Annotated in this window: 21 protein-coding genes and 3 tRNA genes; 9 read left to right on the top strand and 15 right to left on the bottom strand. The window is 61.7% G+C overall.

Going from position 1 to position 21,735, the window contains the following annotated elements; all coding sequences use genetic code 11:
• Window positions 1-5 precede the first annotated feature (5 nt).
• From tolA to APH36_RS10840, 12 genes are all read right to left on the bottom strand, one after another.
• Window positions 6-1,124 carry a cell envelope integrity protein TolA gene (gene tolA / locus APH36_RS10895; RefSeq protein WP_016711993.1) on the bottom strand — a complete coding sequence of 373 codons (1,119 nt, stop codon included), beginning with the start codon at window positions 1,122-1,124 and terminating at the stop codon, window positions 6-8.
• Window positions 1,124-1,576 carry a protein TolR gene (gene tolR / locus APH36_RS10890; RefSeq protein ID WP_003254760.1) on the bottom strand — a complete coding sequence of 151 codons (453 nt, stop codon included), beginning with the start codon at window positions 1,574-1,576 and terminating at the stop codon, window positions 1,124-1,126. Before tolR ends, tolA begins: the two co-directional genes overlap by 1 nt.
• A 14-nt stretch (window positions 1,577-1,590) precedes the next feature.
• Window positions 1,591-2,286, bottom strand: a complete 696-nt coding sequence (gene tolQ / locus APH36_RS10885; RefSeq protein WP_010952367.1) for a protein TolQ — start codon at window positions 2,284-2,286, stop codon at window positions 1,591-1,593.
• 2 nt (window positions 2,287-2,288) lie between these two features.
• The gene (gene ybgC, locus APH36_RS10880; RefSeq protein ID WP_016711994.1) at window positions 2,289-2,741 is read right to left on the bottom strand and encodes a tol-pal system-associated acyl-CoA thioesterase; all 453 of its coding nucleotides are present in this window, start codon (window positions 2,739-2,741) and stop codon (window positions 2,289-2,291) included.
• Between the two features lie 125 nt (window positions 2,742-2,866).
• Window positions 2,867-3,913: a Holliday junction branch migration DNA helicase RuvB gene (gene ruvB / locus APH36_RS10875; protein WP_060498625.1), complete on the bottom strand. Its 1,047-nt coding sequence runs from the start codon at window positions 3,911-3,913 to the stop codon at window positions 2,867-2,869.
• Window positions 3,910-4,527 (bottom strand): Holliday junction branch migration protein RuvA, encoded by a 618-nt coding sequence (gene ruvA / locus APH36_RS10870; RefSeq protein WP_016711996.1) that lies wholly within the window; start codon window positions 4,525-4,527, stop codon window positions 3,910-3,912. Before ruvA ends, ruvB begins: the two co-directional genes overlap by 4 nt.
• A 109-nt stretch (window positions 4,528-4,636) precedes the next feature.
• Window positions 4,637-5,161, bottom strand: coding sequence for a crossover junction endodeoxyribonuclease RuvC (ruvC, locus tag APH36_RS10865; protein ID WP_003254769.1), 525 nt, complete (start codon window positions 5,159-5,161; stop codon window positions 4,637-4,639).
• Between the two features lie 122 nt (window positions 5,162-5,283).
• A complete protein-coding gene (locus APH36_RS10860) occupies window positions 5,284-6,030 on the bottom strand; it encodes a YebC/PmpR family DNA-binding transcriptional regulator (RefSeq protein ID WP_060498624.1) in 747 nt (248 codons plus the stop codon).
• Between the two features lie 113 nt (window positions 6,031-6,143).
• Window positions 6,144-7,919: an aspartate--tRNA ligase gene (aspS, locus tag APH36_RS10855; RefSeq protein ID WP_019098464.1), complete on the bottom strand. Its 1,776-nt coding sequence runs from the start codon at window positions 7,917-7,919 to the stop codon at window positions 6,144-6,146.
• Window positions 7,920-8,012: 93 nt separating this feature from the next.
• Window positions 8,013-8,234 (bottom strand): FmdB family zinc ribbon protein, encoded by a 222-nt coding sequence (locus tag APH36_RS10850; protein ID WP_003254776.1) that lies wholly within the window; start codon window positions 8,232-8,234, stop codon window positions 8,013-8,015.
• A gap of 92 nt (window positions 8,235-8,326) precedes the next feature.
• Complete coding sequence (locus tag APH36_RS10845) at window positions 8,327-8,656, bottom strand: ribbon-helix-helix domain-containing protein (protein WP_060498623.1); 330 nt, start codon at window positions 8,654-8,656, stop codon at window positions 8,327-8,329.
• Window positions 8,657-8,882: 226 nt separating this feature from the next.
• A complete protein-coding gene (locus tag APH36_RS10840) occupies window positions 8,883-9,356 on the bottom strand; it encodes a Dps family protein (RefSeq protein ID WP_003254783.1) in 474 nt (157 codons plus the stop codon).
• A 281-nt stretch (window positions 9,357-9,637) separates the two neighbouring features.
• Here APH36_RS10840 and APH36_RS33005 point away from each other — a divergent pair, with 281 nt between their 5' ends.
• Window positions 9,638-10,231: a cold-shock protein gene (locus tag APH36_RS33005; protein WP_060498622.1), complete on the top strand. Its 594-nt coding sequence runs from the start codon at window positions 9,638-9,640 to the stop codon at window positions 10,229-10,231.
• Between the two features lie 60 nt (window positions 10,232-10,291).
• Here APH36_RS33005 and APH36_RS10830 read toward each other — a convergent pair whose 3' ends face one another.
• Together APH36_RS10830 and APH36_RS10825 are read right to left on the bottom strand one after the other, a co-directional pair.
• Complete coding sequence (locus APH36_RS10830; protein WP_016712002.1) at window positions 10,292-10,498, bottom strand: SlyX family protein; 207 nt, start codon at window positions 10,496-10,498, stop codon at window positions 10,292-10,294.
• 1 nt (window position 10,499) lies between these two features.
• Window positions 10,500-10,919 carry an HIT domain-containing protein gene (locus tag APH36_RS10825; RefSeq protein WP_060498621.1) on the bottom strand — a complete coding sequence of 140 codons (420 nt, stop codon included), beginning with the start codon at window positions 10,917-10,919 and terminating at the stop codon, window positions 10,500-10,502.
• A gap of 693 nt (window positions 10,920-11,612) precedes the next feature.
• On the opposite strand from APH36_RS10825, the gene APH36_RS10820 reads away from it, so the two are divergent.
• The 3 genes from APH36_RS10820 to APH36_RS10810 all read left to right on the top strand — a co-directional run bounded on the left by APH36_RS10820 (window position 11,613) and on the right by APH36_RS10810 (window position 15,730).
• A complete protein-coding gene (locus APH36_RS10820; protein WP_060498620.1) occupies window positions 11,613-12,881 on the top strand; it encodes an OprD family porin in 1,269 nt (422 codons plus the stop codon).
• A 159-nt stretch (window positions 12,882-13,040) separates the two neighbouring features.
• The gene (locus tag APH36_RS10815) at window positions 13,041-14,756 is read left to right on the top strand and encodes a proline--tRNA ligase (protein WP_060498619.1); all 1,716 of its coding nucleotides are present in this window, start codon (window positions 13,041-13,043) and stop codon (window positions 14,754-14,756) included.
• A 20-nt stretch (window positions 14,757-14,776) separates the two neighbouring features.
• On the top strand, window positions 14,777-15,730 hold the full coding sequence (locus APH36_RS10810) for a hypothetical protein (protein WP_060498618.1): 954 nt from the start codon (window positions 14,777-14,779) through the stop codon (window positions 15,728-15,730).
• 27 nt (window positions 15,731-15,757) lie between these two features.
• On the opposite strand, the gene dinB is transcribed toward APH36_RS10810, so the two are convergent.
• Complete coding sequence (gene dinB, locus APH36_RS10805) at window positions 15,758-16,816, bottom strand: DNA polymerase IV (protein ID WP_164525228.1); 1,059 nt, start codon at window positions 16,814-16,816, stop codon at window positions 15,758-15,760.
• 220 nt (window positions 16,817-17,036) lie between these two features.
• Here dinB and APH36_RS10800 point away from each other — a divergent pair.
• From APH36_RS10800 to APH36_RS10780, 5 genes are all read left to right on the top strand, one after another.
• A tRNA-Met gene (locus APH36_RS10800) sits at window positions 17,037-17,113 on the top strand.
• 134 nt (window positions 17,114-17,247) lie between these two features.
• Window positions 17,248-17,324: transfer RNA gene (locus APH36_RS10795), tRNA-Met, on the top strand.
• Window positions 17,325-17,457: 133 nt separating this feature from the next.
• Window positions 17,458-17,534: transfer RNA gene (locus APH36_RS10790), tRNA-Met, on the top strand.
• A 260-nt stretch (window positions 17,535-17,794) separates the two neighbouring features.
• Window positions 17,795-20,437: a bifunctional lysylphosphatidylglycerol flippase/synthetase MprF gene (gene mprF, locus APH36_RS10785; RefSeq protein ID WP_060498616.1), complete on the top strand. Its 2,643-nt coding sequence runs from the start codon at window positions 17,795-17,797 to the stop codon at window positions 20,435-20,437.
• Entirely contained in the window at window positions 20,437-21,729 is a 1,293-nt protein-coding gene (locus APH36_RS10780; RefSeq protein WP_060498615.1) for a virulence factor family protein, read from the top strand. Before mprF ends, APH36_RS10780 begins: the two co-directional genes overlap by 1 nt.
• Window positions 21,730-21,735 lie beyond the last annotated feature (6 nt).

Here is a 21,735-nt window from a genome sequence, read left to right as displayed (position 1 = left end):
TTTAATCACAACGCTAGATCCTCAGGTGTAAATGTCATCTTGAACGAACGATATTGGTTGAAATCGCTCGGCTTCATACCCTGCATCTCGGTCAAACGACCAATGTTCTTCACCGCAGCCACCGCCGAACTGTCGTACGGGCCGTCACCACTGGAACGGGCCACGCTGACACTGGTGATGGTACCGTCCGGCAACATGTTGATCTGCAGGACCACCGTCATGCCCTTGCGCGCGGAAGGCGGACGCGCCCAGCCTTCGGCCGCGCGCATGCGGATCAGGTCGTCGAAGTCGCCGGCCACCTGGTCACCCTGCTCGTCGGCCAGCGCTTGCTGCCGCTCGGTGGTGTCGGACAACAGCTCGGCCAGGGCCTGGGCTTTCTTGTCTTCTGCCGCCTTACGGGCCGCTTCCTGTGCCTTTTTCTTCTGGGCGTCTGCAGCGGCCTTTTTCTTGGCCTCTTCAGCTGCCTTCTTCTTCGCGTCCTCGGCCGCCGCTTTCTTCTTGGCGTCCTCGGCTGCTTTCTTCTTGGCCTCTTCGGCTGCCTTTTTCTTGGCGTCCTCGGCGGCTTGTTTCTTCGCCTCTTCAGCGGCCTCTTTCTTGGCCTCTTCTTCGGCTTTTTTCTTGGCTTCTTCCTCGGCCTTCTTCTTGGCGATGTCGGCCTGCTGCTTCTCGGCGGCCTTCTTCGCCTCGTCGGCCTTCTTGGCTTCGGCGGCTTTCTTGGCCTCGGCAGCCTTGGCGGCTTCGGCGGCCTTGGCAGCGTCCTCGGCTTTTTTTGCCTCGGCGGCTTCGCGGGCCTCTTCGGCCTTTTGAGCAGCGTCGGCTTTCTTTTGTTCCGCGGCCTTCACGGCTTCCTGCTCGACCTTCTTCTGCTCCAGCTGCTCGACCTCGGTCTGGCGCGAAGCCGTTTTCTTCGCTTCCCCGGCAATCTTCTGATTGGTCTGGGTAGTCGCCTGGCTCTTGGACTTGAGCTGGTAAAGGGTAGCCTGAACAATCGGCTTGGATGGCGGCAGCTCAGGCGTCATGGCAAAACTGACGAACAGCAGGGCGAACACCAACACATGCAGGCCGATGGCCCAGACACTGGGCCAGAAGTAGCTTTCCGAGGCGGATGGCTCTCGCTGTTGCATCAGGGCGCCTCGGTAATCAGGCCAACGTTACCGACACCGGCCTTCTGCAACCCGCCCATGGCACCCATGACCGCGCCATAGTCGACAGCCTTGTCGCCACGAATGAACACCTGGGTCTGCTTGCCCTGGTCACGGCCGGCAGCAATGATCTTGGTCACGGCGTCGGTCATGGCGGGCAAGGTCATGGCCTTGTCCATCTGCTTGTCGGTATCGACTTCGCTGCCGAGGTTCCAGTAATAGGTTTTATCGGCCTTGATGGAGATGGTGAGGATCTGGACGTTGTTGTCCTGCGGCAAGGCTTCGCTGGAAACCTTGGGCAAGTCGACCTTCACGCCCTGGTTGAGCATGGGCGCCGTCACCATGAAGATGACCAGCAGCACCAGCATCACGTCGATGTAGGGCACCACGTTCATCTCGGCGACGGGCTTGCGTTTGTGGCGAACTCGGGCCATGGGCTTCTACCTGATTACTCTTCGCTGGTGTGCACTTTGCGGTGCAGGATCGCCTGGAACTCGTCGGCGAAGGTGTAGTAACGACCGATCAGCACTTCACTGCGCGCGGCGAAACGGTTGTAGGCGATGACCGCCGGGATTGCCGCGAACAGGCCAATGGCGGTAGCGATCAGCGCTTCGGCGATACCCGGGGCAACGGTGGCCAGGGTGGCCTGCTGGGCGCTGGCCAGGCCACGGAAGGAGTTCATGATGCCCCACACGGTACCGAACAGGCCGATGTACGGGCTGGTCGAACCAACCGTGGCCAGGAATGGCAGGCTCTGCTCGAGTTTTTCTTCCTCGCGCGAAATGGCCACGCGCATGGCACGGCCAACGCCTTCCATGACCGCATCCGGGTCAACGCCCGGCTGCTGGCGCAGGCGCGAGAACTCCTTGAAGCCGGCACGGAATACCTGCTCTACACCGGAGTCCGGGTCTGGGTTGCTGCCTGCCTGGCGGTACAGCTTGGACAGGTCGATGCCCGACCAGAAGCGCTCCTCGAAGGCATCCAGCGCACGACGACCGGCGCGCAGCATGGTGCTGCGCTGGAAGATCATGATCCATGAAGTGACCGATGCGGCCACCAGGGTCAGCATTACCAGCTGTACCACCACGCTGGCATTGCTGACCAGACTCCACATGGAGGTATGGTCGACGACGTTAGCTTCCACGCTTATTCTCCTGCATTCGATTGATTACCCGAGCCGTCCGCCGCAAAGGCGTCGCGCAGCTGGGGGGGTATGGCTCGGGGTTTGAAAGTGTCGGCGCGCACGGCGGCCACCAGGAACTGCCCTTCGCAAAGCAGCGTTTCATCCTTTTCCCGCCAGACCTGCTGCACGAAACGCAGGCTGGCGCGATTGAGTTCAAGTACTTGCGCGGTTACCCGCAATTCGTCATCCAGCCGCGCCGGCGCGTGATAGCGCGCTTCGCTGGAATGGACCACGAACAGCAGGTTGTCTTCGGCCAGTTGCGACTGGGAAAAGCCCAGGTGCCGCAGGCGTTCGGTGCGCGCGCGCTCCATGAATTTCAGGTAGTTGACGTAATACACCACGCCGCCCGCATCGGTGTCTTCGTAATAGACGCGACAACGGTGTGCGAACGGTTCGAGCTGATTTTGCGCGCGCATACTCTAGTGCTTACTCCTCAGCTTGCCAATCCGCTGTGGCAACTGTTTTTTCTTCATTAATGTCTTATTGCCAGCGCACCCTGGGCATGCCAGCGGTAGGACCACGAAAAGTCGCATTCGATCTGTCATTCATCGCCTGGTTCCGAAAAATCACCGCCCTCCCCCAGGCGCCCGGGAATATTCAGGCCAAAGTGCAGGTAGGCATGCCGGGTAACCACGCGGCCGCGTGGCGTGCGCATGATATAGCCTTGCTGGATCAGGTACGGTTCGAGCACATCCTCGATGGTGTGGCGCTCTTCGCTGATCGCCGCCGCCAGGTTGTCCACGCCTACCGGGCCACCATCGAACTTCTCGATCATGGTCAACAGCAGGCGGCGGTCGGAATGGTCGAAACCGCGCTCGTCGACGTCCAGCAGGTTCAGCGCCATGTCGGCCACGGCCTTGGTGATCTGGCCCTTGCCGCGCACCTCGGCGTAGTCGCGCACGCGGCGCAGCAGGCGGTTGGCGATACGCGGCGTGCCACGGGCACGGCGGGCAATTTCGTAGGCGCCCTGATCGTCGATGACCAGGCCAAGGATGTTGGCCGAACGGCTGACGATGGTGGCCAGGTCCTTATCGCTGTAGAACTCCAGGCGCTGGACGATGCCGAAGCGGTCCCGCAGCGGGTTGGTGAGCATGCCGGCACGGGTGGTGGCACCCACCAGGGTGAACGGTGGAAGGTCGAGCTTGATCGAACGGGCGGCCGGGCCTTCGCCGATCATGATGTCGAGCTGGAAGTCCTCCATGGCCGGGTACAACACCTCTTCGACGACCGGTGACAGCCGGTGGATCTCGTCGATGAACAGGACGTCGTGCGGTTCGAGGTTGGTCAGCATGGCCGCCAGGTCACCGGGGCGTTCCAGGATCGGGCCCGAGGTGCTTTTGACCGAAACGCCCATTTCCTGGGCGATGATGTTGGCCAACGTGGTCTTGCCCAACCCGGGCGGCCCGAAGATCAGCGTGTGGTCGAGCGACTCGTTGCGCCCACGGGCGGCCTGGATGAACAGGGCCATCTGCTCGCGCACGACCGGCTGGCCGATGTACTCGTCCAGCCGCAGAGGGCGGATCGCCCGATCCTGGACTTCTTCACGGTCGCGGCCACTGGCGGCGATCAGGCGGTCGGCTTCGATCACTTGGTAATCATCCCTTTCAGGCTGCGGCGGATCAGCTCTTCACTGCTCAGGCCGGCCTTGTCCTTGATCGCGGCGATTGCCTTGCTGGCTTCCTGCGGCTTGTAGCCCAGCGAGACCAGTGCGCTGACCGCATCGGCCTCGGCAGTGGACTCGCTGGCAACCGGCAACGGACCATCGGACACCAGGGTAAACATGGCGGGCGAGGTTTCCCAGGCCTTGAAGCGGTCTTTGAGCTCGACCAGCAAACGTTCGGCGGTTTTTTTGCCGACACCAGGCACGCGCACCAAGGCCGAAGTATCCTGGGCTTGCACGCAGCGCACCAGTTCGTCGACTTCCAGGCCGGACATCAGCGCCAACGCCAGCTTCGGGCCCACGCCGTTGAGGCGGATGAGCTCCCGGAACAGCTCGCGCTCGCGCTTTTCGGCAAAGCCGTATAGCAAGTGTGCATCTTCGCGCACCACCAGATGCGTGTGCACGGTGACGCTTTCGCCCACCTTGGGCAGACGGTACAGCGTGGTCATGGGAACTTCCAGTTCGTACCCCACGCCGTTGACGTCGATAATCAGGTGCGGCGGCTGTTTTTCCGCCAAGGTGCCGCGCAAACGTCCAATCACGTTCCGATCCTTCCTCTCGGGGAGCCGGTCAAAGACCGCTCAACCCTATCAGCAAATGCAGCGGGTGAACGCATCACCCGAACAAAATGTGTATCAGCGCATGAAGCGCCTACAGACGCAAGCGCCCGCCGCGTCGCCGTGCCGTGCTCAGGCCGTGCGGCACCAGGCTTGAGCGGGTATGGGCATGGCACAAGGCGATGGCCAGCGCGTCGGAGGCGTCGATCTGCGGCTTCTGCGTCAATTTCAGCAGGTGCATGACCATCATCATCACCTGTTCCTTGTTGGCCCCGCCCGTGCCGGCTACTGCCTGCTTGACCTGGGTGGCGCTGTATTCGGCGATTTCCAGGCCGGCTTCGGCGGCCGCGACGATGGCCGCACCGCGGGCCTGGCCGAGCTTGAGCGCCGAGTCGGCGTTACGGGCCATGAACACCCGCTCGATGCCCATGGTCACCGGGCCGTGCTGGGCGATGATTTCACTGACACCACGAAAAACAATCTGCAGCCGTTCGTGCAGCTCGCCGCTGCCGGTGCGGATACAGCCCGACGCCACGTACTCGCACCCACGGGCGGTCTGGCGTACCACGCCATAGCCGGTGATGCGCGAGCCGGGGTCGATACCAAGAATCAGAGTCATAGTACCTGTTTGTTCAAAATGTACCGGCCCTTTCGCGGGCAAGCCCGCTCCCACAAAGACCGCACGGCCCCTGTGGGAGCGGGCTTGCCCGCGAATAGGCCCTCAAGGCCAACGAAAGAACCTTAGCCGAGGTTTTCCATGATCTCATCGGAAATCTGGGCATTGGAGTAGACGTTCTGCACGTCATCCAGGTCTTCGAGCATGTCGATCAGCTTGAGCACCTTCTCGGCACCCTCCTGGTCAAGCTCGGCGCTGGTGGTCGGCTGCATGACGATTTCCGCGTCAGCGGCCTTGAAACCCGCCTCTTCCAGGGCGTTGCGCACGGCATAGAAGCTGTTGAACGAGGTGAACACTTCGAACGAGCCGTCGTCGTTGGCCACAACGTCGTCGGCATCAGCCTCCATTGCTGCTTCCATCAACGCGTCTTCGTCCACGCCCGGCGCAAAGCTGATCTGGCCTTTGCGCTCGAACAGGTAGGCCACCGAACCGTCGGTACCCAGGTTGCCACCACACTTGGTGAAGGCATGACGCACGGCGGCGGCAGTACGGTTGCGGTTGTCGGTCATGGCTTCGACCATGATCGCCACGCCGCCCGGACCGTAACCTTCATAGCTGAGCTCTTCGACGTTGTCGCTTTCGTTGGTGCCGGCACCCCGGGCCACAGCGCGATCGATGATGTCGCGGCTCATGTTGGCGCCCAGGGCCTTGTCCAGCGCCAGGCGCAGGCGCGGGTTGGATGCCGGGTCAGCACCGCCTTGCTTGGCCGCAACGGTCAGTTCGCGGATCCACTTGGTGAAGATCTTGCCTCTCTTGGCATCCTGGCGCTCTTTGCGGTGCTTGATGTTCGCCCACTTGGAATGACCAGCCATAACGACTCCGAATCCTTTGTTTCACAAACAGCCCCGCCCCTGTACGGGGCGGGACGGAAAAATACCTGCGCCGAAACGCAAAGGCGCATCCATGTGGATGCGCCCGGGACTGCTTACTCGACCTTGGTCTGTTCGCGCAGTCGGATGTGCAGCTCGCGCAGGGCCTTGGCGTCGACCATGCCAGGGGCCTGGGTCATGACGCATGCAGCGCTCTGGGTTTTCGGGAAGGCGATCACTTCACGGATCGACTGGGCGCCGGTCATCAACATGACCAGGCGGTCCAGGCCGAAGGCCAGGCCACCGTGAGGCGGTGCACCGAACTTCAGGGCATCGAGCAGGAAGCCGAACTTCTCTTCCTGTTCTTCTGCCTCGATACCCAGCAGGCGGAATACCGCCTGTTGCATCTCTTTGCGGTGAATACGGATCGAACCCCCACCCAGCTCGGTACCGTTCAGAACCATATCGTAGGCACGCGACAGGGCCGTGGCCGGGTTGGCCTCGAGCTCTTCCGGGGTGCACTTCGGCGCGGTGAACGGGTGGTGCAGCGCGGTGAAGCTGCCGTCTTCGTTTTCTTCGAACATCGGGAAGTCGACAACCCACATCGGTGCCCACTCGCAGGTCAGCAGCTCGAAGTCGTGACCCAGGCGAATACGCAGCGCGCCCAGGGCTTCGCTGACCACCTTGAACTTGTCGGCACCGAAGAACACGATGTCGCCGTCTACGGCACCGACGCGGTCGAGGATGGTGTTGAGGTTGGCCTCAGGAATGTTCTTGACGATCGGCGACTGTAGGCCTTCAACGCCCTTGGCGCGCTCGTTGACCTTGATGTAGGCCAGGCCCTTGGCACCGTAGATGCCAACGAACTTGGTGTACTCGTCGATCTTGCTGCGCGGCATGCTGGCACCGCCTGGCAGGCGCAGGGCAGTCACACGGCACTTCGGATCGTTGGCCGGGCCGGCGAACACCTTGAAGTCGACGTCTTTCAGTTGGTCGGCAACGTCAACCAGTTCCAGCGGGTTACGCAGGTCTGGCTTGTCGGAGCCGTAGCGGCGCATGGCTTCTTCGAAGGTCATGTGCGGGAATTCACCGAACTCCAGGTCCAGCACTTCCTTGAACAGCTTGCGGATCATGCTTTCGGTCAAGCCCATGATCTCGCTTTCATCAAGGAAGCTGGTCTCGATGTCGATCTGGGTGAACTCCGGCTGACGGTCGGCACGCAGGTCTTCGTCACGGAAGCACTTGGCGATCTGGTAGTAGCGGTCGAAGCCGGCCACCATCAGCAGCTGCTTGAACAGCTGGGGCGACTGCGGCAGGGCGAAGAAGCTACCGGCGTGGGTACGGCTTGGCACCAGGTAGTCACGCGCACCTTCCGGCGTGGCACGGGTGAGGATCGGGGTTTCGACGTCGAGGAAGCCGTTTTCGTCGAGGAAGCGGCGGATGCTGCTGGTGATGCGCGAACGCAGGCGCAGCTTGTCGGCCATTTCCGGGCGACGCAGGTCGATGAAGCGGTAGCGCAGGCGGGTTTCCTCGCCAACGTCGGAGTACTCGTTCAGCGGGAACGGCGGGGTTTCCGCTTCGTTGAGCACGTTCAGCTGGTAGCCGAGGATCTCGATGGCGCCGGAGGCCATGTTGGCGTTCACCGCACCGTCAGGGCGCTTGCGCACCTTGCCGGTGATCTGCACGACGTATTCGCTGCGCACGCGGTCGGCGGCGGCGAAGGTTTCGGCGCGATCCGGGTCGAACACGACCTGGGCCATGCCTTCGCGGTCACGGATGTCGAGGAAGATCACCCCGCCGTGGTCGCGGCGACGATGGACCCAGCCGCAAAGGGTGACTTCCTGGCCGTCCAGGCTCTCGTTCAGTTGGCCGCAATAATGGCTGCGCATCATGATGGTGGTTTCGCTTCTCGTGATTCGTGTATTCGGTGGAGGCCTTGGCCGCCCGGAGGGCTAATACTGCAAGACCCGGTCACAGCATTCAACTCAGTCGGCCTTGTCGCCGCCTGCCAGATTCTTTTTTGCCCCGGTCTTGAAGTCGGTTTCGTACCAACCATTACCGCTCAGGCGAAAGCCTGGCACCGACAGCAGCTTTTTCAGCGCTGGCGCCTGACAGGCCGGGCAATCGGTCAGCGGCGCGGCGCTGATCTTCTGCAGCACTTCCATGCGGTGCTCGCAGGATGCACATTGATAGTCATAAAGGGGCATGGGTGTCTCTCGTCAACCACAACGCTGGCTGCCGGGGCAGCAAAAAGCGGGATTATATATGGTTAACAGGCACTGCGCAGCCCGCCCGGCGATCAGCGCACACTTGGCGGGTTTTGCAGCCAGGCGACGCAGATGACCCGGATCAGCCCACTGAAGTTACGCACCCCACCCTGGCGCAAGTGCACTTCGCGGTCCACGTAGGACAACACCGCACTGACCGAACAGCGGTTAGCAGCGGCGATACGCTCCAGGATACCCCAGTAGACGGCCTCCAGGCGCAAGCAGGTGGAAAACCCGTTCAACCGCACCGAGCGCGACACCGGCTGGATCTGCAACATGTCGAAATCCGCCTTGAACGGATCAATGCACTGTTTTCCTGGCCAACCACCCTGACCAGCCACACGCTTGCTTGCTTGCGTCATGCGCCCAACTTCCTCGTCACCGGTAACAGGCGATCAATGAAGCGCTGACGGGCGATCTTAAAGCAGCGGCAAAATCTTCCTGCACAAACACCTAACCACTTGGCGCGACATAGAGCCTGTGGGAGCGGGCTTGCCCGCGAAGCAGGCAACGCGGTGGATGGCACCGGCTGCGCCGGTGTTCGCCGGCACGCCCGCTCCCCCGGGTTTATGTCACGGCTCAGGGCAATTATTTGCCGTCGAGCAATACCCGTAGCATCCACGCGGTCTTTTCGTGAACCTGCATGCGCTGGGTCAGCAAGTCGGCGGTAGGTTCGTCACTGACCTTGTCCACCACGGGGAAAATGCTGCGCGCCGTGCGCACCACGGCCTCCTGCCCCTGCACCAGCTGGCGGATCATCTCGTCTGCCGGGGGTACACCTTCCTCCTCCTTGATAGACGAGTGCCGCGCATAGAATGCATACGACCCCGGCGCCGGGAAGCCCAAGGCCCGGATCCGCTCGGCGATGGAGTCGACCGCCAGCGCCAGCTCGTTGTACTGCTCTTCAAACATCAGGTGCAGGGTGCGGAACGACGGGCCGGTGACGTTCCAGTGAAAGTTATGGGTTTTCAGATACAGCACGTAAGTATCCGACAACAGGCGGGACAGCCCGTCGACGATGGACTTGCGATCCTCTTCGCTGATACCGATATCGATTGCCATGAAGCTCCCCTTTCCATAAGGCTTGAGACTCAAGCGGACGTGGACCACTGTAGCAACACTTCCCCCCTGCCGCATGTGACATGGCGCAACACATTGCCCGCCGGGCGGCCTGCGGTTTGAGTAGCCTGCGGCTTTACTGTTAAATAGGCACCGTGCCACCCGTGCGGACTGTCATTGCCGGGTGCATAGGCTGGCCTGCCACGTGTCCGCGCTCTACACCTCATGCGCACCGTGCTGCCCGCTCTTCCTGTGATCGGCCTTATCAACTGTGAGCCAACCCCATGTTCAAGATCGTCCATCTGGTGACGGGCGTGGCAGCCTTGCTGCTATCGCTCATACCCAGCCTGAAAACCGACGCGACACCCTTCCTGCAACAACCTGACGCGGTCTACCTGACACTCCTCGGCCTGCTCAACCTGGTCCTGGCCCCGGTCGTGCCCCTGTACTACCGCGGCGCGCGGCAGCAGTTGCAGCACCTTGCCTGCGCCCTGCTGGTGGTGGCGGTGGTGCTGCAAACCCTGACATTGCTGGCCCGCCCGGAAATGGGCAACCTCGCGGCACTGGTCTGCGCGGCACTAGCAGTGGCAGTGCACCTGGCCGTGGGCTTTGCCCGCAGCCCGCGCAAGGCACGCAACAGCCAGCATGCCGTTCAGGAAGCCGGCAACCGCGATACCGGCACCGTCAAGTGGTTCAACACGTCGAAAGGCTTTGGCTTCATTTCCCGCGATTCGGGTGATGACATCTTCGTGCACTTTCGCGCCATTCGCGGCGAAGGCCATCGCATTCTGGTCGAAGGCCAGCGCGTTGAGTTTTCGGTAATGCACCGCGACAAAGGCCTGCAGGCCGAAGATGTGGTTGCGGTCACCCGCCGCTGATTGCCGCTTCATCCAGAGGCATATTTACCGGCATGCCGGTGAATATGCCTCAGCAACGCATCAATAATGAGGCGGTGGCGCCTCCTCCCCTTCGCTGCCGTACTGGCCGACCATCTCTTCATAACGCTTGATCAGCTCGGCCATCTGCGACTGCAGCCGCTCGATCACTCGCGCCTGCTCGACCACCACGTCATTCAACGCCTGGATAGTGTCATCCTGGAACGCCTGGCGGGTTTCCAGTTCGACAATACGTAACTCCAGCGACATCTCAGGCCTCCTGATAACCAGCAAGTTGCAGCCCACGCAGGCGCTGGCGAATGGCATTCAGCTGATCGTCGCTGTAGGCCACCGCCGGGCACTTGCCCCACACCGGTGCCGGCCAGGCAGCGTCGTCGCGCTGGCGCACGATCACGTGCATATGCAACTGACTGACCACGTTGCCCAAGGTGGCCACGTTCATCTTGTCGGCGCTGTAGCTGGCTTTCAGCGCCTCAGCCAACAGGGTTGTTTCCTGCCACAACTGCTGCTGCTCCGCCGCATCCAGCTCGAACAGTTCGCTGATACCGGCGCGCTTGGGCACCAGGATGAACCATGGGTAGTTGGCATCCCTGCTCAGCAGCAACTGGCACAGTGCAAACTCCCCCAGCACCAGGGAATCCTGCTGCAAACGCGAATCGAGGACGAACACGGCATATCTCCTTCAGGCAAAACCAACCCGCTTTAAGCGGAAATCAGGCCTGCAAGGATACCTTGCACACTCCCGGTAACACAGCGCTACTTTTCGCACCAAAATGAGGCCTTCTGCCCACGCTCTCCACACCTGTCACCCCACAAACGACTCTGGATGAACAATTTGCGGTAACACATTGACTTTAATGGCAGCTTTTTAAATTTTAATGATTCTCGACTCCAACATGAGCGCAAGCCGGCTTCACCCCGTGTTTACGGGACTTTCCGACCCTCGGTAGTAGGTTTTGTGAAAATTTCATGAAGTGTTGCGAATTTTGAGCACGCTTGTTGCATTCCCTTCACGCCAAGTCGGCACGACATCTGCAATGGCAGGTGAACGCGACAAATAACAACAGCGGCATTGGTTACCAGGGAGCTCCCCTAACCGGAACCGGTAGTTACAGGTTTGTTACGGTGACAGGAACAGCGCTGGCGTTGTACGACCCTTAAACCGGGGGCGTGATTTGCGACATGGAAATACCTAAAAGCGACAGGGTGAAAAAGTTCCGAAAAGAGTGCTTATAGCCATATCGCCAACAACAGTCAGCGTGCTATACATTTTCGCCGACATAACAAGAAAGAGCTGCACCCTATAACTAAAAGATTTGGGACGCAGCAGTACTCTTCCTAAAAACCAAAGGAGCAAGTCACGATGCGCGTGATGAAGTGGAGCATGATCGCCCTGGCCGTTACGGCGGGGACCTCGCAGTTGGCAATGGCCTCGGCACAAGACGAGTCCAAAGGTTTTCTCGAAGACAGCAAGCTGAGCGTCAAAACCCGCATGCTGTACTTCAGCCGTGACTTCCGAAACAACCCTGCGGGCACCCAGAGCCGTCGCGAAGAAACCGGTCTGGGCTTCCTCGGCACCTTCGAGTCCGGCTTCACTCAAGGCACCGTGGGTGTGGGTGTGGATGCCATTGGCATGCTCGGCCTGAAACTGGACAGTGGCAGAGGCCGCGTCAATACCGGCCTGTTCCCGAACGACTCCGACGGTCGAGCGCAGGATGATTACTCCAAAGGCGGCGGCGCGGTTAAGTTCCGCATCTCCGATACCGTGCTGAAAGTAGGTGACCAGTTCACCGCTCTGCCGGTCTTCGCCACCGACGACAGCCGCCTGCTGCCAGAAATCGCTCAGGGCACTCTGATCACCAGCAACGAGATCAAGGGCCTGACCCTGCACGCTGGCCATTTCACCAGCCTGACCGGCCAGGAGCAGACCAACCGCGACAGCCTCCGCCTGAAGGAAGCCAACGTTGTAGGTGGTACTTACGCCTTCACCGACAACCTCAGCACCAGCCTGTACTACTCGAAGGTCGAAGACTACTGGCGCAAGTACTACGCCAACGTAAACTGGGCACTGCCGATCTCGGACAAACAAGGCCTGGTGTTCGACTTCAACATCTATGACACCAAGAGCGAAGGTTCGGCCGAGTATCGCGCATTCGATGGAGACAAACTGGACAACCGCGCGTTCAGCCTGTCGGGCGCCTACAACATCGGCGCTCACACCTTCACCCTGGCCTACCAGAAAGTCACCGGTGACGGCGACTATGGCTATGGCGTGGACGGTGGCGGCACCATCTTCCTGGCCAACTCCGTGGCGCGTTCCGACTTCAACGCCGAAGACGAGAAATCCTGGCAGGCTCGCTACGACCTGAACTTTGCCGAATACGGCATCCCAGGCCTGACCTTCATGACCCGTTATGTACGCGGTTCCGACGCCAACGTCGCCGGCACCAGCAACGGCAAAGAGTGGGAACGCGACGTCGATATCAAGTACGTGCTGCAGAGCGGCCCGGCGAAAGACCTGAGCTTCCGCGTGCGCCAAGCCACCTACCGCTCTTCCGATGGCACCTACTACGATTCCCCATCGATCGACGAACTGCGTCTGATCGTGGAGTACCCGCTGAGCATCCTGTAAGCCTGGCTTGCAGTGCCCCGCACCTGAAAAGCCCGGCGATCACGCCGGGCTTTTTCTTGGCTGACAAGTGTCACGCCCTGGGGCATCCTGTACGCCTTCGTTTCACCCCCGTACAATGCGGGGCTATTTCAACGTCTTAGGCAATCGACACGGCTAACCATGCGCACCAGTCAATATTTGCTCGCCACCCAGAAAGAAACCCCTGCCGACGCAGTGGTCATCAGCCATCAGCTCATGCTGCGCGCCGGCATGATCCGCAAACTGGCCTCCGGCCTGTACACCTGGCTGCCGATGGGCCTGCGGGTAATGCGCAAGGTCGAGGCCGTGGTACGCGAGGAAATGAACGCCGCCGGCGCCCTGGAAGTGCTGATGCCGAGCATCCAGCCTGCCGAACTGTGGCAGGAGTCCGGCCGCTGGGAACAGTACGGCCCAGAGCTGCTGCGCCTGAAGGACCGCCACCAGCGGGATTTCTGCGTTGGCCCGACCCACGAAGAAGTCATCACCGACCTGGCCCGTAACGAGCTGTCCAGCTATAAACAGCTGCCGCTCAACATGTACCAGATCCAGACCAAATTCCGTGACGAGATCCGCCCGCGCTTCGGCCTGATGCGTGGCCGCGAGTTCATCATGAAGGACGCCTACTCGTTCCATGCCGACCAGGCTTCCCTGCAGGAAACCTACGACCGCATGCACCAGGCGTACAGCAACGTGTTCACCCGCCTGGGCCTGGACTTCCGCCCAGTGCAGGCCGACACCGGCTCGATCGGTGGCAGCTATTCGCACGAATTCCACGTACTGGCCGAGTCCGGCGAAGACGACGTGATCTTCAGCGACAGCTCCGACTACGCCGCCAACATCGAGAAGGCCGAGGCCATCCCGCGTGAAACCGTGCGCCCTGCCCCTACCGAGGAGCTGCGACTGGTCGACACGCCAAACGCCAAAACCATCGCCCAGCTGGTGGAAAACTTCGGCCTGGCCATCGAAAAAACCGTCAAGACCCTGATCGTGCGCGGCGCCGAAGAAGGCAAGCTGATTGCCCTGGTCGTTCGTGGTGACCACGAGCTGAACGAAATCAAGGCCACCAAGCTGGAACAGGTTGCCGACCCACTGGTCATGGCCACCGAAGCCGAACTGCGCGACGCCATTGGCGCCGGTGCCGGCTCGCTCGGCCCGTTGAACCTGCCACTGGAATGCATCATCGACCGTTCGGTTGCCCTGATGAGCGACTTCGGCATCGGCGCCAACATCGACGACAAGCACTACTTCGGCGTCAACTGGGAGCGCGACCTGCCAGTTCCACAAGTTGCCGACCTGCGCAACGTGGTCGAAGGCGACCCAAGCCCGGACGGCCAGGGTACCCTGGTGATCAAGCGCGGCATCGAAGTGGGCCACATCTTCCAGCTGGGCACCAAGTACAGCGAAGCGCTGAAGTGCCAGGTACTGGGCGAGAACGGCAAGCCGGTAACCCTGTCCATGGGCTGCTACGGCATCGGCGTGTCCCGCGTGGTCGCCGCTGCCATCGAGCAGAGCTATGACGACAAAGGCATCATCTGGAACGACGCCCTAGCCCCGTTCCAGATCGCCCTGGTCCCGCTGCGCTACGAAACCGACGTGGTCCGCGAGGCAACCGACAAGCTGTATGCCGAACTGACCGCCGCCGGCTTTGAAGTGCTGCTGGACGACCGCGACAAGAAAACCAGCCCAGGCATCAAGTTTGCCGACATGGAGCTGATCGGCATCCCGCACCGCATCGTCGTCAGCGATCGCGGCCTGGCCGAAGGCAACCTTGAGTACAAGCACCGCACCGAGCAGGACGCCCAGGCGTTGCCGCTCAGTGAAGTGCTGAGCTTCCTGCAGGCCCGCGTTCGCCGCTGATAACCAATGCACGAGTGATCATGTTCAAGCGAAGTACCTTTACCCTGGGGGGCGCCGCACTGTGCGGCGCCCTGCTCGTCAGCGGCTGCGCCAACCAAATGTCCCAGCGCAGCGACCATGAGGAGCGCGTCGAGCGCAAACTGCTCGAGCACACCCTGCAGATCGATGTCGGCGAGCCGAAGGTGATGGAGCTTCCGCAACGACGTGTGCGTGTGCATGAGCAGAAGCGCTTCGAAGTCACCGAGTTCGAAGTTACCCGTCGTTACGACCGCTACACGCCGTATCAGCCCTGGCGCGAGATCTACGAGATCCCGCTGGGTGCAGTGGCCGTGGTGGCGGGCGTCGGGGCCAACGTGGTCAACGTCTTCGCCTTGGGCAACCTGCCGCAAAGTATCACTCACGACTGGCTCAGCTACGGCGTGGACGGGCTCAACCCGTTCATGAACGTGCCGTCCAACGGCCGCGCCCAGCAGAACCTGGCCGGGATCAGCGAGGTGCAGAAAGGCAAGCGTGAGGAATCGACCAGCGTGCCCTGGAGCGAACGCCTGGTCGAGGTCAAGGCTGGCAAGATGACCCACGAACTGACTACCGACAGGAACGGCGTGCTGCGCCTGAACCTGCTCGACAGCCCGTTCTCGGAGCAGAACCTCAACCACATCGGCACCCTGCACCTGCAGGTACTCGACGAGGACAACGCGGTGCGTGGCGATGCCAGCCTGCTGGTCAGCGCCACCCTGCGCAACAAGCTGCTCGAAGCCCATGAGCTGATCTTCGATGACCTCGAAGATGACGATGTCGGCCAATGGGTCCACCGGGTCAAGCGCCTGTCCGAGCTCGGCCTTGAAGAAGAAGCCAGTGAAATGGAACAAAGCCTGATCGAGCTGACCCGCAACGATCCAGAACTGCAGCAGGAGTTTCTGCAGTCGCTGACCAAGGCCACTGGCCGTTTGGTGGCTGATCCGGGCGCGCAATAACACACTGGGGCCGCGTCGCGGCCCCTTTCATTTGGGCGGGAACAGTTCCAACTGCTCATGCGCCCCGCGCAAATCGCGCAACCTCACCCCCACGCCCAGCAAGCGTACCGGCTTGCCTCCACGGGCGAACGCCTGCCCCAGCAACTGTCGATAGCTTTCCAGGTCTCTGCCCGCCCCGGCCTGCTCCATGGTTGTCTGGCTGAAGTCGTGGAACTTCACCTTGACGAAGGGTTTGTCCGGCCGGTAACTGCTGTCCATGCGGGCGATGCGTTCGTTCAGGCTTTCCAGCAGCTCGGGCAGCCGCGCCAGGCAGCTGGCCAGGTCTGGAAGGTCGGTGTCGTAGGTGTTTTCCACACTCACCGACTGTCGACGGCTGTCGTTGTGCACCGCACGTTCGTCGATCCCCCGCGCAAGCCCCCACAAGCGCTCGCCAAAACTGCCAAACTCGCGCACCAGCGCCAGGCGCGACCATTCGCGTAGTTCCAGACAGGTTTCAATACCCAGCCGTGCCAGTTTGTCTGCCGTCACCTTGCCCACCCCGTGCAACCTGGCCACCGGCAAGGCAGCCACGAACGCCTCCACTTCACCCGGGGTAATCACGAACAGGCCATTGGGCTTACGCCAGTCGCTGGCGATCTTGGCCAGGAACTTGTTCGGCGCCACCCCCGCCGATACGGTGATATGCAAGGTACGGGCGACCCGCCGGCGAATATCCTCGGCAATACGCGTGGCGCTGCCCGAGTACCACTGGCTATCGCTCACGTCCAGATAGGCTTCGTCCAGCGACAACGGCTCGATCAACTCGGTGTAGTCGCGGAAAATGCTATGGATTTCGCGCGAGGCCTCCCGGTAAGCCTCGAAGCGCGGCTTGACGATCAGCAAGTCGGGGCACAGTTTAAGTGCATGGCGCGACGACATGGCCGAGCGCACACCATAGGCACGCGCCTCATAGTTACAGGTGGCGATCACCCCACGGTGGTCGGGTGAACCTCCCACCGCCATGGGGCGCCCGGCCAGACGCGGGTCGTCACGCATCTCGATCGCAGCGTAAAAGCAATCACAGTCGACGTGGATGATCTTGCGCAAGGACATGGATGACCGTCAGCACTGTAAATTCATACAGATAGTATCGCATGCGCCCTGCCCTGAAACAGCTACCCGCGCCAGCATTCGACAATTGGCCTGAAAGCCGCGCCGCGCCTGAGCTGCATCTTGCCAACGAGTGCTAAGGGTTTGAACAAAAAAGGTTTTTCCTGAATATTTGCTTGACAGCAGGAAGTAAATCCGTAGAATTCGATCTCACAGGCGCGGGATGGAGCAGCCTGGTAGCTCGTCGGGCTCATAACCCGAAGGTCGTCGGTTCAAATCCGGCTCCCGCAACCAGATTCGAGAAAAGGCCACTGTTAACGCAGTGGCCTTTTTCTTTGCCTGCTGAAAGGCAACTTTAAAAAAAGCTCGAAAAATCAAAGCGTAGCGCTTGACATACACATTACAAACTGTAGAATTCGCCCCACTGACGCGGGATGGAGCAGCCTGGTAGCTCGTCGGGCTCATAACCCGAAGGTCGTCGGTTCAAATCCGGCTCCCGCAACCAGATTCAAGAAAAGGCCACTGTTAACACAGTGGCCTTTTTCTTTGCTCGCTCAAAAGCACAGCGAATAAAAACGCTCAAACTGAAGCCGAATGCTTGACATTCAATTGGCAGACTGTAGAATTCGCCCCTCTGACGCGGGATGGAGCAGCCTGGTAGCTCGTCGGGCTCATAACCCGAAGGTCGTCGGTTCAAATCCGGCTCCCGCAACCATATTCGTCAGAACAAACCCCGCCTGTTTAACAGCAGCGCGGGGTTTGTTGTTTCTACGCCCCTGCATTTCATCGCTTCATTTTCTCCGCCCCTCCAGCCATCCCGCAGGTTTGAGGCATCGTCCCCAGGATGAACTATCTTTAACCCTGCCAGGCCGCTGAAAGCGCCTGAGGCCGGAGTAATATTGGATACGTTTTCCTAAGGGACTTTCACTTGGCCGCACCTTCCCTCTACCTCGCGCAGCATGCCCGGGGCAACTCATGACTTCCCATAACCCCGAACCTCAGGTGCCGCTCGCCTCGGCACTGCCCGGTGCCGTGCAACGCCTGCCCTTGCTCGAACGCCTGAGCCGCTACCGCCAGCCCATCGGCCTGGCAGTGACCTTGGTGCTGTTCACCATGGCTTTGATTGCCTGCCGCCACCTGCTGAGCGAGCTGGATATCTATGCCTTGCACGACGCCATGCTCAGTGTGCCGACCCAGTCGTTGCTGGGCGCCTGTGTGGCGACGGTTGCGGGCTTCGTGATCCTGCTGGGTTACGAGTGGTCGGCCAGCCGCTATGCCGGGGTGAAGTTGCCAGTGCACAGCCTGGTGCTGGGCGGCTTCAGTGCCTTTGCCATCGGCAACGCCATCGGGCTGTCGATGCTGTCAGGCGGATCGGTGCGCTACCGGCTCTATGCACGCCAAGGGCTGGGGGCTGGCGAAGTCGCTCGCATGACGGTGTTTGCCAGCTTGTCGCTGGGCTGCGCGCTGCCTCCCCTGGCAGCCTTGGCGACCTTGAGCGACCTGCCGGCAGCCTCGGCTGCACTGGGGTTGGCGCCGGGCTTGCTGGCAGGCATCGCCACCGCCGTGCTGGTAGCCTCTGCCCTGCTGGTGTTCGGCTTGTACCGCCGGCGCCTGGCCGAGCAACCGCTGTCGAACAACCTGCTGGTACAGCTGGGCCGCCGCACGCTACGCCTGCCAGGCACACGGCTGGCGGCCCTGCAACTGCTGATCACCGCGCTGGATGTGGCAGCCGCCGCCACCGTCCTGTATCTGCTGCTGCCCGAAGCACCACCTTTCGGGGCATTCGTGCTGGTGTACCTGCTGGCGTTGGCCGCTGGCGTACTCAGCCATGTGCCGGGCGGCGTCGGGGTGTTCGAAGCGATCCTGCTGGCAGCCTTTGCCGACCAGCTCGGTGCTGCACCGCTGGCGGCCGCCCTGCTGCTGTACCGGCTGATCTACGTGGTACTGCCATTGCTGCTGGCCTGTGTACTGTTGCTGGCCAACGAAGCCCGGCGCCTGCTGTTCGCCCAGCAGGCCATCAAGGCAGCTTCCGGACTGGCCGCACCGATCCTGTCGATTCTGGTATTCCTGTCCGGCGTGGTGCTGCTGTTCTCGGGCGCCACACCCGAAATCGACACGCGCCTGGAACACATGGGCTTCCTGGTGCCGCACCGGCTGATCGATGCCTCGCACTTCGGCGCCAGCCTGATCGGCGTGCTGTGCCTGCTGCTGGCCCAGGGCCTGCGTCGGCGCCTGTCCGCCGCCTGGTTGCTGACTACCGTGCTGTTGTTGGTGGGCGCCCTGCTGTCGCTGCTCAAGGGGTTTGACTGGGAAGAAGCGTGCCTGCTGACCTTTACCGCGACCCTGCTTGCCCTGTTCCGTCGCTCGTTCTACCGCCCCAGCCGCCTGCTGGAGCTGCCCTTCTCGCCGGTGTTCCTGGTGGCCAGTGCCTGCGCAGTCGGCGCTTCGGTGTGGCTGCTGCTGTTCGCCTACCAGGATGTGCCCTACAGCCATCAGCTGTGGTGGCAGTTCACCCTCGATGCCGATGCCCCACGCGGCCTGCGCGCCGCCATGGGCAGCGCCTTGCTGCTGGCCGCGGTGGCGCTGACCTGGCTGCTGCGCACCGCCCCTCCTGTGATCCACCTGCCCGACGAAGCGGAACTGCAGCGCGCCAACCGTATCTTGCTGGCTTCCGACCAGCCCGACGGCGGCCTGGCCCTGACGGGCGACAAAGCGTTGCTGTTCCACCCGCGTGGCAATGCCTTCCTCATGTACGCGCGGCGTGGCCGCAGCCTGGTGGCCCTATACGACCCCATCGGCCCGGCCCAGGAACGCGCCGAGATGATCTGGCAGTTCCGCGATCTGTGCGACCTGCACCACGCTCGCCCGGTGTTCTACCAAGTACGTGCCGAAAACCTGCCGTTCTACATGGACATTGGCCTGACAGCGCTGAAGCTGGGTGAAGAAGCCCGTGTCGACCTGCGCCGCTTCGATCTGGAAGCCAAAGGCAAGGAGATGAAAGACCTGCGCTACACTTGGAATCGCGGTGGTCGCGACGGCCTGAGCCTGGAAATCCATGAACCCGGCCACGCCCCGCTGGCAGAGCTGAAGGAAATTTCCGATGCCTGGCTCGGCGGCAAGAACGTGCGAGAGAAAGGCTTTTCGTTGGGGCGCTTCAGCCCGGACTACCTGCAACACTTCCGCATCGCGCTGATTCGCTTTCAGGGCCGCCCGGTAGCCTTCGCCAACCTGCTGGAAACCCATGGCAACGAACTGGCAAGCCTCGACCTGATGCGTGCGCACCCCGAGGCCCCCAAGCTGACCATGGAGTTCATGATGATCGGCTTGATCCTGCACTACAAAAGCCATGACTACGCCCGCTTCAGCCTTGGCATGGTGCCGCTTTCCGGCCTGCAACCGCGGCGAGGTGCTCCCTTGACCCAGCGCCTGGGTTCGATGGTGTTCCGCCGGGGCGAGCAGTTGTACAACTTCCAGGGGCTTCGCCGCTTCAAGGACAAGTTCCAACCGGACTGGGAACCCCGCTACATGGCCGTGCCGGCCGGGCTCGACCCGCTGGTAGCACTGGCCGACACTGCCGCCCTGATTGCAGGCGGCCTGACTGGATTGGTGAAACGTTGATGACCCGACGCTATTGGCTGTACCTGCTGGTTCCCCTGCTACTGGCCGCCCTGGGTGGCGCGCTGGCGTTCTGGCTGTGGACGCGCCCGGCCCCCGAGGCGCGCCTGGAGCAACTGAGCCTCAATGACACCCACATCACCCGGGTGACACCTGGCGTGCACGCCAAGGCCCGGGTGGCCATTGGCGTACCGCAGGACCAGGCATTGACCGACAAGCAACTGCTGGACCTGAGCCAGGCCGGCGAAGCCCAGCTGGTGCAGGTGGTGCTGCCGCCGAACGACTGTAGCAAACAGCAGCAGGCCATGGACCAGGCCCTGGCAGAGCTGTCGGAAAAGCCGACGCTGGTCGCCGGCATAGGCCCTGGCGCCGCCCAGGCCTGGCGTTGGCTGGCCAGCCAGAGCGATGACAAGGCGCGGGCCATTTCAGTGGACTTCAGCCTGGAGCAACCCGGCTGTCAGGCCCCACTGCCCAAGGCGGCACCTCATGGCCACTGGAACGTCGCCTGGAACGACAACCCGGATGACGCCAGCGCCGCTTTCGTACGTGACCAGGCGAACGCCGAAACCAGCATCAGCGACTACGACATTCACCTGCCACAAGTGCTCAAGGCCCAGCTGACCCAGGCCCTGGTTGGCCGTGACGGCAACGCCCTGGCTATTCCGGTGGTCGAGGTACCGGCCGGGCAGACGACCGACACAGTCACTCTGTTCCTCTCCGGTGATGGTGGCTGGCGCGACCTGGACCGTGATGTGGCCGGGGAAATGGCCAAGCTGGGCTACCCGGTGGTAGGCATCGACACGCTGCGCTACTACTGGCAGCACAAGACCCCGGAGCAAAGCGCCGCCGATCTGTCCGAGCTGATGCAACATTACCGGCAGAAGTGGGGCACCAAGCGCTTCGTGCTGACAGGTTATTCGTTCGGTGCCGATGTGCTGCCAGCCATCTATAACCGCCTGCCGGCAGAGGACCAACAGCGTATCGATGCCGTAATGCTGCTGGCGTTTGCCCGCAGTGGCAGCTTCGAGATCGAGGTCGAGGGCTGGTTGGGCAAGGAAGGTCAGGAAGCACCGACCGGGCCAGAGATGGCCAGGCTGCCGGCGTCCAAGGTGGTGTGTGTGTATGGCGTTGAAGAAACCGATGAAAGCGGTTGCACGGAAAAGACGGCGGTGGGTGAGCGCCTGAAACTGCCAGGCGGGCACCACTTCGACGAGAACTATCCGGCGCTGGCCAAGCGCTTGATTGGTGAGATCGAGACGCGCCAAGGCAAATCGAGCGTCGCCGAACAGAACTGACAATAA

Source organism: Pseudomonas sp. NBRC 111133, assembly GCF_001320605.1.
In the GTDB taxonomy this organism is placed as follows: Bacteria; Pseudomonadota; Gammaproteobacteria; order Pseudomonadales; family Pseudomonadaceae; genus Aquipseudomonas; species Aquipseudomonas monteilii.
This window is presented reverse-complemented; position numbering and strand designations above follow the sequence as displayed.